13 protein-coding genes and 1 pseudogene are annotated in these 9,785 nt (G+C 64.9%); 13 read left to right on the forward strand and 1 reads right to left on the reverse strand.

Features of this window, described 5'->3' with window-relative positions:
- The first annotated feature begins 196 nt into the window (after window positions 1-196).
- From EQG76_RS25905 to EQG76_RS25920, 4 genes are all read left to right on the forward strand, one after another.
- A complete protein-coding gene (locus EQG76_RS25905; RefSeq protein WP_159717644.1) occupies window positions 197-574 on the forward strand; it encodes a VOC family protein in 378 nt (125 codons plus the stop codon).
- A 279-nt stretch (window positions 575-853) separates the two neighbouring features.
- Window positions 854-1,162: a hypothetical protein gene (locus EQG76_RS25910; RefSeq protein WP_159717646.1), complete on the forward strand. Its 309-nt coding sequence runs from the start codon at window positions 854-856 to the stop codon at window positions 1,160-1,162.
- Window positions 1,163-1,590: 428 nt separating this feature from the next.
- On the forward strand, window positions 1,591-2,016 hold the full coding sequence (locus EQG76_RS25915; protein WP_159717656.1) for a hypothetical protein: 426 nt from the start codon (window positions 1,591-1,593) through the stop codon (window positions 2,014-2,016).
- A 285-nt stretch (window positions 2,017-2,301) separates the two neighbouring features.
- Window positions 2,302-2,526: a hypothetical protein gene (locus tag EQG76_RS25920; protein ID WP_159717658.1), complete on the forward strand. Its 225-nt coding sequence runs from the start codon at window positions 2,302-2,304 to the stop codon at window positions 2,524-2,526.
- 58 nt (window positions 2,527-2,584) lie between these two features.
- On the opposite strand, the gene EQG76_RS25925 is transcribed toward EQG76_RS25920, so the two are convergent.
- The gene (locus EQG76_RS25925) at window positions 2,585-2,953 is read right to left on the reverse strand and encodes a response regulator (RefSeq protein ID WP_200841135.1); all 369 of its coding nucleotides are present in this window, start codon (window positions 2,951-2,953) and stop codon (window positions 2,585-2,587) included.
- A 340-nt stretch (window positions 2,954-3,293) separates the two neighbouring features.
- Between EQG76_RS25925 and EQG76_RS25930 the strand changes: the two genes are divergently transcribed.
- The 9 genes and pseudogenes from EQG76_RS25930 (at window position 3,294) to EQG76_RS25965 (ending at window position 9,721) form a co-directional block, all read left to right on the forward strand.
- Window positions 3,294-4,064 carry an SDR family oxidoreductase gene (locus EQG76_RS25930; protein ID WP_200841136.1) on the forward strand — a complete coding sequence of 257 codons (771 nt, stop codon included), beginning with the start codon at window positions 3,294-3,296 and terminating at the stop codon, window positions 4,062-4,064.
- Between the two features lie 75 nt (window positions 4,065-4,139).
- A complete protein-coding gene (locus EQG76_RS25935) occupies window positions 4,140-4,877 on the forward strand; it encodes a class I SAM-dependent methyltransferase (protein ID WP_159717660.1) in 738 nt (245 codons plus the stop codon).
- A gap of 205 nt (window positions 4,878-5,082) precedes the next feature.
- A complete protein-coding gene (locus tag EQG76_RS25940) occupies window positions 5,083-5,247 on the forward strand; it encodes a hypothetical protein (protein WP_159717662.1) in 165 nt (54 codons plus the stop codon).
- 156 nt (window positions 5,248-5,403) lie between these two features.
- A complete protein-coding gene (locus EQG76_RS25945) occupies window positions 5,404-5,625 on the forward strand; it encodes a hypothetical protein (protein ID WP_159717664.1) in 222 nt (73 codons plus the stop codon).
- A gap of 133 nt (window positions 5,626-5,758) precedes the next feature.
- Window positions 5,759-6,889 (forward strand): phage tail tape measure protein, encoded by a 1,131-nt coding sequence (locus tag EQG76_RS25950; protein ID WP_159717666.1) that lies wholly within the window; start codon window positions 5,759-5,761, stop codon window positions 6,887-6,889.
- Window positions 6,890-7,389: 500 nt separating this feature from the next.
- On the forward strand, window positions 7,390-7,677 hold the full coding sequence (locus tag EQG76_RS25955) for a hypothetical protein (protein WP_159717668.1): 288 nt from the start codon (window positions 7,390-7,392) through the stop codon (window positions 7,675-7,677).
- A gap of 438 nt (window positions 7,678-8,115) precedes the next feature.
- Window positions 8,116-8,472, forward strand: a pseudogene (locus EQG76_RS33710) (methyltransferase domain-containing protein); the annotation flags it as partial.
- 359 nt (window positions 8,473-8,831) lie between these two features.
- The gene (locus EQG76_RS32505) at window positions 8,832-9,005 is read left to right on the forward strand and encodes a hypothetical protein (RefSeq protein WP_235031571.1); all 174 of its coding nucleotides are present in this window, start codon (window positions 8,832-8,834) and stop codon (window positions 9,003-9,005) included.
- 554 nt (window positions 9,006-9,559) lie between these two features.
- The gene (locus EQG76_RS25965; protein WP_159717672.1) at window positions 9,560-9,721 is read left to right on the forward strand and encodes a hypothetical protein; all 162 of its coding nucleotides are present in this window, start codon (window positions 9,560-9,562) and stop codon (window positions 9,719-9,721) included.
- The last annotated feature ends 64 nt before the right edge of the window (window positions 9,722-9,785 follow it).

Genomic DNA, 9,785 nt, shown 5'->3' on the forward strand with positions numbered 1-9,785 from the left:
TGAATTGGACGATCATCGCCTGGCCGATGCGCAGGGCCAAGACGTGCCGGTCGACCCGCCACTGCCTTGAGCGGCCGGCCAACGAGCACCACCCAGCACCGGCCCGCCGGCCGTGCCCTCCCTCCCTGCGAGAGCGGCTGCCCGTGGATCCCGCTCCGTCGTCCTGGGTTGGTTCTGCGACAACCGGAGCGCAACCATGATCCATCACGTCTCAGTCGGCAGCAACGACATCGCCCGCGCCAAGCGCTTCTACGATGCAGTCCTGCCGATCGTCGGGCTGCTGCCGATGAAGGCAACCGATACCGGGCTCGACTATGGCAGCGGCCAGTTCCAGTTCAGCGTCGAGACGCCGGTTGACGGCAAGCCCGCGAGCGTGGGCAACGGCAGCCACATTGCGTTCGCCGCGGAGGATCGCGCGATGGTCGACCGCTTCCATGCCGCCGCGCTTGCGCATGGCGGTACCAGCGACGGAGAACCTGGCCTGCGACCTGAATACGACGCGAACTACTACGGCGCGTTCGTGCGGGATCCGGACGGCAACAAGATCGAGGCGGTCACCTACGCCGCGAGGTGAAGGCGTCGCCATGATCGCATAGAGCCGCCCCGATCCGCCATAACCGGGGACGCCCGGAGGGGGATGAGAATTGGTCGAATAGTGCTGGGGAATCGGCGCACAGTCCTGCGCGCCAGCATGGCCGTTTCAATTTCAGCGCAACCGGGATCGACTTGATCCGGCAACCCTTATGCGACTTGCACGCACCGGCAAGTTGAGTGGCCGAGAAGGCTTGCCGTGGCCCTGGCTCGACCTACCTCTGCGATCCGGAGCAGGTCGGGGCAGGAAGGGACGGACACGATGTACACGTTGGAGATCGCAGGTAGGCCCGTGGCGGTCGTGGATGTCTCAACCCGGGCGGAGGCCGAAGCATGGCTGAACGACGAGGCCTTCAAGGAGGACCTCATGGTGCTTGAGCACGAGGGGCAGCCCCTGTGGGACGGCCAAGCCGAGCTGCGGGTGCGCGCGGCCACCGACGAGGAACGCTCGGTATTCGAGGACAGCATTGGGGACAACGATCCCGACGAAGATGACGACGGGGAAGCTTTCGTCGTCTTCCTGGTGGACGTCACCGACCCGACCGATGACTTGAGCGACCGCGACGATTGAGGTTGCCGCGCCAGGCCGCTGGCTGCTCGCCACCGTGGCGGAGACCCTGCGCCTGCAGGAAGAGCATCTGACGTGGGAGGAGGGGGAAGCCGAACCACAGGCCAGGCGGCGCGGCGGCACCTAGGGACGGCCGGGTCGGAGCAGCGCTTGCCGCAGCGTGCGGAACATCAGTCGGGTATCGAGCGGCTTGCCCAGGGTTGGGGCACGTTCGCCAGCAGCGGCTCTCTTGGGATCGAAGGCGCTGCAGAGCACGAACGGGATGCTCTGATTGGGGGGATGGCATAGGCAACCGGTGTAACCAGCTCACGGCCAAGCCGGACATCGAGCAGGGTAATGTCGGGCGTCTGATACGCTAGCAGATCGAGTGCCTCGGCCACCGAAGAGGCCGGACCCAGCACCCGCCAGCCACCGGCCCGAAGATTGGCTTCATGCTCCAGCGCGGTCAGGAGCTCATCCTCGACCACCAGCACAGCGGTGAGGAGCCCGTCATCCCGTTCGTCGTTCCTGATAGCCTGTCAGGTACAACCAAAAGCTGCAGCCATCGTTCCGGCGAGCTACCGGGAACGATCGGACCGGCTGTCGGGTTGCCCAGACCACCACCTGGCCACCATCATGTCCCCAACCCCGAGACTCGCCTGGCGCAGGTGTACGTCGTCGCCTGGATCGGCCTCGATCCGCCGACCCTGCGCGAGGTCCTGCGGATCGAGGCCCTGTCGCGTCCGGGGCTGCTTTCCGGCGTGGGCTCGGCGCTGCGCAAGGGCGGGATCGCGCCGGGGCTGGAGCTGGTCATCATCGACTGCCCGGCCGGTGAGGCCCCCATGCTGCGCGCAGACATCGAGGAGCAAATGGCCTAGGCTGAGGGCAAATAGCTCGCTTCGTGTTTGGTCTGGCTGGCCGTCGTCCAAAAAAACCGCCCGGCGATGAACCGGGCGGAAGGGAGGGCCAAACAGGGAAAGGCGGGCCAGTCCTGACCTCGGAAGACCAGGCTGGCCGGCCCGCCGATCCTACCGGAGCGCACCGGCCAGCCGCATGACCATCGCGGGTCAACCGCGTGAAGGAGGCACCAGCCATGCGCCAGCGGGCTTCCACTGGCCGCGTCGCCGGTGCACCTATCCCCCCACCCAAGTTCGGGAGGACGCATGTTCGATCAGCCTCAGCAGCAGCAGACGCTCGCCACTCGGATCGCCGCCGCCATAGCGGAGCAGACCGCCTGGATGACTGCCGAGCGGGAAGCGCGCCGGCAGCAGTGGGAGCGGGAAGAGCGACTGGGCCAGCTGCAGGACAGCCGGGTCACCGGCTGGGAGGAACTGGCCGACACGATCGCAGTCGAGCGCAGGCACGGGCAGCACGCACTGGAACGATAGCATGCCCCCTGCCCCGCAGAAGTGGGCCCAGTCGGAGAAGCTATCTAGTTCCGTCAGCTCATCGTGATCGCGCCCGTGGGCACGCCCGCTCCAGCTCCTGGAGCAGAAGCCGCCGGCGGAACGGCTTGCCCACGAGCGGCGCGCCGGCCAGGGGCGCCACCTTCGAGGGCGGACGCGAACTGCACAGCACGAACGGCACGCCCTGGTCATGCAGGGCGGCCGCGACCGGAGTCACCAGCTCCGTGCCAACCTCGACATCCAACAGCGCCAGGTCGGGCGTCTGCTGGTCGAGCAGGGCGAGCGCGTCCGCGACGGTATGAGCAGGCCCCAGGACCCGCCAGCCATGCGCCCGCAGCAGGGCTTCCTCGTCCAGGGCGATGAATGGGTCATCCTCGACCACGAGGACCAGCGGCGGCTCGTCTGGCAACCCATTGCTCCACAGGTGTTCGGGAGCAAACCGGGTTGAATGCGCTCGGTTTCACCAAGCGGTAGTGGTTGATTTCAGGAAGGCGCGCACTTGGCTTGGCTTGAAGGGGTGGATCGGCTGTGGTCGCGCCGCTCGTGGCGCTGGCGCTCGTGATGACGGTCAGAAGCACGATGACCGGTAGGCTAGTGAACTCGCATCTCTTTGGCCGTGCCTAGCCCTGCAAGGAGACGTGCAACGGGCAGATCGTCATCCGAGCTTCACGTCCTTGGGCGGCTTCGGGCAGATACGGACTGCGCCGTAGCTATTTCAGCAAAGCCACCTTCGGCAGGGAGATGACCTATTGTCCTACGCAGGAAGCAAGCAAAGCCATGATGACGATGTCCTGGCAATAACCGGAGGCAGTCGTGGCATCGGGGCAGCGATCGTGCGGGCTGCCGCAGCTCGCGGCTATGCCGTCTGCTTCAGCTATCGCGAGGATGCGGCCGCTGCCCAGGCATTGCTGGAGGAGCTTCGCAGGAGCGGCGCGCGCATCCACGCCATTCAAGGTGATGTCGCCGATCCTGCCTTCGCTGGTGTGCTCTTCGACGAGGTCACCGCCATGCTTGGGCCGCCCAAAGCCGTCGTCAACAATGCTGGCATCACCGGCCAGATCGGCAGCTTCGCGACCCTGCCCTTGGAGGCGCTCCGCCGCACGATCGACGTGAACCTCCTCGGTACGATGCTGGTGGCACAGGAGGCGGTGCGGCGGTGGCAGGCGGCGGGAATCGCCGGGCGCCTCGTCAACATCTCGTCGATCGCGGCCACCCTCGGTGCACCCGGCGAGTATGTTCACTACGCGGCTACCAAGGCCGCGGTGGATGCCCTGACGGTCGGTCTTGGCAAGGAAGTCGCTCCCTTGGGCATCCGCATCAATGCGGTGGCACCCGGCACCGCCTTCACTGACATCCATGCCGCCGGCGGCGATCCCGATCGGCCCGCGCGCGTCGCTTCGCGCGTGCCCATGGGACGGATCGCCCAGCCGCAGGAGATCGCCAATGCGGTGTTGTGGCTCCTGTCGGACGAGGCGTCTTACCTGACGGCAACGGTGGTGCGCGTGTCGGGAGGCATCTGATCCATCAGACCCGCTATTCCCTTGACGTCATGGTGCGATGCAACTCTCTGCGCCCTCCGATATCGGAGGAAGGACATGCCCAATGGTTGGGAGGAATCGGCTGCGGCCTGGATCGAGGACATCGGCGAGCATGGTGACTTCGGCCGCCAGTTCGTCCTGGACGCCCCGATGCTCGCCCAACTTGAAGGCCGCGGCTTCAAGACGGCCCTGGATGTCGGCTGTGGTGAGGGTCGGTTCTGCCGGATGCTGCAGGCACTCGGCGTCAGGACCGTCGGGATCGATCCGACCGAGAGCCTGATCGAACACGCCCAGGAGCGGGATCCTGAAGGCGACTATCGCGTCGGCCGGGCAGAGGCGCTCGAGCTGCCGGATGAGGGCTTCGACCTGGTCGTCAGCTATCTGAGCCTGATCGACATCCCAGACATCCGAAGAGCCATCCCGGAGATGGCCAGGGTACTGCGGCCGGGTGGCACGCTGCTGATCGCCAACCTGACCAGCTTCAACACCGCGGGCAACCCGCCCGGCTGGTTCAACGACCGCACGGGCCAGCCGTGCTTCCTCATCGACTACTATCTGGAAGAGCGCGCCTGCTGGGCCAGCTGGCACGGGATCCGGATCCGGAACTGGCATCGCCCCTTGAGCAGCTACATGTCCCTCCTGCTCGAGCAGGGGCTCATCCTACGCCATTTCGCGGAGCCGGCTCCCCGTGGCGGCGATCCCGCCAAGGCGGACCGGTACCGGCGGGTGCCGTACTTCCTGATCATGGAATGGGAGAAACCGATGGCACGAAGCTGCGGACAGCTCGTCACCTGAACTCGATGGACGGCAACGAGCTATACCCTCATCTCCACCCGGATTTCTCGCGACTGCCTGCCTTGGCCAGTATGATCCGACACAGATAAGCAGGAAAGTGCAGATGCCGGTTGGCTTTCCTTCGCGAAGCGATAGAGCAAAACTCGCTTCATGCCTAGCTAAGCTCGTGCCGATCGGTTGGGTGGGTGCACAGGCAGCGCAGCAGATGCGGTGTCTTGGCGAGGCGCTTCGTCCGTATGATCTGCGGCGGCCCCTCGCCGGCCTGTCGGCGGTCGCCACTGCCTATGCCCAGGCCATGGCGCAGCTCGATCAGACAGCTGCCCGCATCGCCGCCCTGCGCAGCATCACCGCCACCCCCTACGCCAGCTGAGGCCTCTCATGATGGACACCGCACTCCTTACCCGGGAACCCGAGGCGACGCCGGAAGCCGTGACAGCACCCGAACCGGACAGTACTTGGTCAACGTGGCCGACCGCACGATCGACCTGCGCCGGGCCTGCCGCTGACCTCGCGGGACTACATCCAGATGGAGAAGAACCCCGATGAGGATGCGCGGGTCGCGCTCAAGCACATCCAGACCCAGGACTTCAGCTTTTCGCGGATTGCCACCTTCGTCGAGCGCGCGGTGACCAAGGTCGATCCGTCAATCAGACGCGAGCAGGTCGAAGACATGCTCTTTCCCGACATGGCCCGAGCCTTTGCCGCGGCTATGGAGGCGGCCGACCAGACGGTGAACCGCCCTACCTGAGGCTGCTGTTCTTCGTCGCCGAGGCCTGGGGGTGGGGGCCAAGCGACGTGGGACAGCTGACGGAAGCCGAACTCTCATACCTGCACGATCTCTAAGTCGAGCAGCGCCGGCGTGAGCAGCAGCAGAACAGAAGGTGATCCATGGCCACCGCCGACGTCCGGATCCTCGCCTCCCTCGAAGACCTATCGGACGTCACGCGCGGCCTGGACGCCATCGGCAAGGCCGGTGCCGGCCTGAGCGCGCAGCTCAAGGGTGGTGGAGACAGCCTGAAGAGCATCGGCACAACCCTGTCAGTGGCGGTTACGGCACCGATAGCGGCCTTTGGCGCCTCGATCCTGAAGACCACCGCCGGCTTCGATACGCAGATGCGCCGGGTCAACGCCCTGTTGGGCGGCACGACCAGGACATGCAAAAGCTGGAAAAGGCGGCACTCGACCTCGGCAAGTCGACGGCCTTCAGCGCGTCCGAGGTGGCCGCCGGCTTCCAGGTCCTGGCCCAGGCCGGCTACGACGCCAACACCACGGTCGAGCTCACCTCAAAGATCATCAACCTGGCCGGCGCCGAGATGATCTCGTTCGACAAGGCCGCGCAGATCACCACCGACACGATCGCGCAGTTCGGCCTGAGCACGAACGACGTGTCCACGGTCATCAACAAGTTCGTGACCATCGGCGCTGCGTCCAAGACCAATGTCTCGGAGCTGGGTGAGGCGTTGAGCAAGGTCGGTGCGGTAGCCAACTCGGCCGGCTACGACCTGGACGAGATGCTGGCAGCACTGGGCAGCATGGCCGAGGCCGGCACGCGCGGCTCCGAGGCCGGTGTGGCCTTGTCTGGCGCGATTGCCCAGCTGCTCAAGCCCACGGACGCTGCCGCCCAATACCTGAAAGACCTGAACGTCATGGTGATGGACGGCACCGGCCAGATGCGGCCGTTCAACACCATCATCAAGGAGCTGTCGGAATCGGGCGTCACCACCGCCCAGATGTTCGAGATCTTCGGCCGGGAGGCAGGAAAATACGTCGTCTCCATGCTGAACAGCACCGAGGCGATCAGCCGGTTTCAGAACATCCTGAGCGGTCCGCTGCTGGATGCGCCCAAGATGGCCGGTGTCCAGATGGAGGGGCTGACCGGGACCTGGGAACAGTTCGGTGATGCGGTCAGTGAGCGGCGTCGACTCGTATTGGTCAACGGACGTAAGGGGCATCGTCATAGTAATCGTTGGATCTGTTGCGGGGTATTGTCCCAAATCAGGAGCATTCGGTAGCCAAGCAGGAGCTGGGCGAACATGTCCTACTTGCGAAATTGCATGCTCTATGGCCACAACGGCTAGATTTGCTGATCCATTTGCTGCATCGCCACTTGGCTGAGCTGTCAGATCATCTAGCCGTGGGTAAGGCTAGTGCAGGGGCAAACGATGGAGCGGCCGAAACTTCGGTACTTTGACGCCGCAGCGTATCTAAGCACGGCAGAAGATGTGCAGGCTTTTCTGGCGGATGCGTTCGAGACTGGCTCCGCGTCCGAGATCGTCCATGCCATGGCGACCGTCCGGCGATCGCCTGCGGTTACGGGTCAGGCACTGGCGGCTGCCTCTGACATTGACCGCCTGGGGAAGCTGGGTTGGCCGGCCCCACTGTCCTTCGCGGACGCCCTCAAGATCCTGAAGGCGGTAGGCTCAGATTGGCGGTCGTCCGCCTCCCAAGTTGATTTGGCCCTGGGGTGCCGCACGTTCGCTCGTTAATACAGAAGAATTACCGGAGAGAGCCAATGACTGAGAGAGATGCGCAGGTCGACCCCCAGCAACATTCGAATGATGATATCTCGTGCGGAGTACCAATGACTCCTGCTATTCAAATCCTTGGGAAACTAACAGATGCTCATGAAGTCATATTGGATATAAATGAAGCATTTTATGTGATGGATGCAGCTATATCGGGAATGGATAGAGAAAGCGGTTTACTTGGAAAGAAAATGAGGTCTCTTAGAACTCATCTTAATATTATAAAGAGACATCAAGATGATATGGAGCGGCTTTATAACAAGCAACCAGCATAGCGCGCTAGGAGTTGAAGATGCCTCAAGGACGCCCACATAAGTCATGACCAAGCCCTAGTGGCGTGATACAGACGGAAGATACCTACGTCTGCTGGATGCCATCCATATCCTACCAGCTGCCATCAGGATCGGCGCAGGCTTTCCTGCACCCTGCCCGCGGTGCAGCCCGACTGCTAGATGTCAGGGTGGAGGCGGGAGCTTCGCCAAGGCAGCCCCTCCCCAATGGCACGTGATCGGTATAGTTTGGCCTGCTAGGCATGCGCCGGCACAGGAGGCGGTGGCGTGGCCAGCAGCATGACCTTTGACAAGGCGGCAGCACTCCGGGTCGAGGCGCTCTACGCCACCCCCGACGTCGCCGCCACGCGCGTTGCCGCTTTCCACGCCCTCGATCCCAGGCCTGGCGAGCAGGTTGCGGACCTTGGCTGCGGCCCGGGGTTCATGACCCGCGAGCTGGCCCTAGCGGTCGGCCCCAGCGGGCGCGTCCACGGTCTCGACCTGAGCGCGCCGATGCTGGCCCTTGCCCGGGCCCGCTGTGCTGGCCTTCCCGCGGTCGAACTGGCAGAGGCCGACATGGCGGCCATGGGTCTGCCCAACGGCTCGCTCGATGCCGCGGTGGCGCTCCAGAGCCTCGAATATGTTCCGGGGGTCGCGTGCGCGGTCGCCGAGGTCGCCCGCCTGCTCCGCCCAGGCGGCCGGGCGGTTGTGCTCGACACCGACTTCGGCAGCGTCGTCTGGCACGGCCGCGACCAGGCCCGTGTCGACCGCATCCTCGTCGCCTACGACGCGCACATCGCACACCAGAGCCTGCCGCGCGTGCTGGGAAGGCTGGCGACCGAAGTTGGGTTGGCGGTGGTCCGGCGCGAGGTGGTGCCCATCCTCAACGCCTCGCTCCATCCGAACACCTACGCGCACGGCCTCGCCCTGTTCATCCGCGACTTCGTGGTCGGCTCCGGCCGAGTGCTGGCCGAGGAAGCGGACGGCTGGCTCGCCGAGTGCGCTGCGCTGGATGCCGCTGGCGAGTTTTTTCATGAGCCTCAACCGCTACCTGTTTGTGCTGCGCAAGCCTGGCTGAGACGGCCGCCCTTCGGGCGGCGCGGTGGGCGTCAACGCGGGGGAAGGAGCTGCGGGCGCGGCCCGATAGGGTCGCCGACTGGGTGCTGCTGGTCGATGACTACGACATGGCCGTCGTCCGGCACCTACGGGACAGCGCGCTGTCCGTGCGGGCGCTGGAGGAGTACCGCGCCCAAGAGGGTGGGACCGGCAAGCCCTACGACTTGGTCCACCTGGTGACGCGCGAGGACGTCACCGGCCCGGTCCCGGGCTCCTGATAGTGGGCCCGGTCGCTGCCGGGCCGCCCATGAGCGAGGCGTGGTACGCGCGCGGACGCAAGCCTTCATGGTTTGCCGTAGTGAGCACTGGCGGAACTACCCCGCGATTTTCTCAGCCGCACCCGAGCCCCGCCACCGTTCTCCGAAATAAGCTCTATGCTGGCTGCCCCCAGGGCACCTAGCCCTCAGTTGCGCGAAGGATCGGCCGCCTTCTTCTCTGTCGGCGCGGCTGCGCCGCCTTCCGCCTTCAACCCGGCCTCGATCAGGCGGCGGATGGCTTCGGCCTCTGATTTCAATTTCTGTGAGTGCCAGTAGTCTTCGATCTGCTCAGCAACAGGCGGGGCAGCGAGACGACCTTGCGCACGGTGGTGTGAGGATTGATGGCCATAAACCCACGATGCCCGCTGATCTCTTGCGCGCCGCGCCCATTCCCTTTGGCCCCACCCTGCTTGCCCTCTGGCATGAGCGCTGCCCCTGGGAGGACATGGCGCTACAGTTCGACGAACGTACTCATGAGGCTCAGTACGAAGCCTGTCACGATCAACGGATGGCCATTGAGGACCCTGATCACCAAGGGCGAGGTGCGCTGCCTGGACGACCTGCGCGGCAAGATCGAGCTGATGCGGTTCTACTCCGGCCCGAGTGGCTCAGGCGGCAACGACGACCTGGACGCATCGATCGTGGCTGGCTTCGACCGCCACTTCCCGCGGGGGTGAGCGCGGCACCGGCCGTGAGGCGGTAACGATCCATTACCTGCCATCGCATCGAGCAGCCGCCCCG

The organism is Geminicoccus flavidas (assembly GCF_009806515.1).
Lineage (GTDB): Bacteria > Pseudomonadota > Alphaproteobacteria > Geminicoccales > Geminicoccaceae > Geminicoccus > Geminicoccus flavidus.

Coding starts and splice junctions, on each gene's coding strand:
- EQG76_RS25905 (WP_159717644.1), top strand. CDS start 197: ATGATCCATCACGTCTCAGTCGGCAGCAACGACATCGCCCGCGCCAAG.
- EQG76_RS25910 (WP_159717646.1), top strand. CDS start 854: ATGTACACGTTGGAGATCGCAGGTAGGCCCGTGGCGGTCGTGGATGTC.
- EQG76_RS25915 (WP_159717656.1), top strand. CDS start 1,591: ATGCTCCAGCGCGGTCAGGAGCTCATCCTCGACCACCAGCACAGCGGT.
- EQG76_RS25920 (WP_159717658.1), top strand. CDS start 2,302: ATGTTCGATCAGCCTCAGCAGCAGCAGACGCTCGCCACTCGGATCGCC.
- EQG76_RS25935 (WP_159717660.1), top strand. CDS start 4,140: ATGCCCAATGGTTGGGAGGAATCGGCTGCGGCCTGGATCGAGGACATC.
- EQG76_RS25940 (WP_159717662.1), top strand. CDS start 5,083: ATGCGGTGTCTTGGCGAGGCGCTTCGTCCGTATGATCTGCGGCGGCCC.
- EQG76_RS25945 (WP_159717664.1), top strand. CDS start 5,404: ATGGAGAAGAACCCCGATGAGGATGCGCGGGTCGCGCTCAAGCACATC.
- EQG76_RS25955 (WP_159717668.1), top strand. CDS start 7,390: ATGACTGAGAGAGATGCGCAGGTCGACCCCCAGCAACATTCGAATGAT.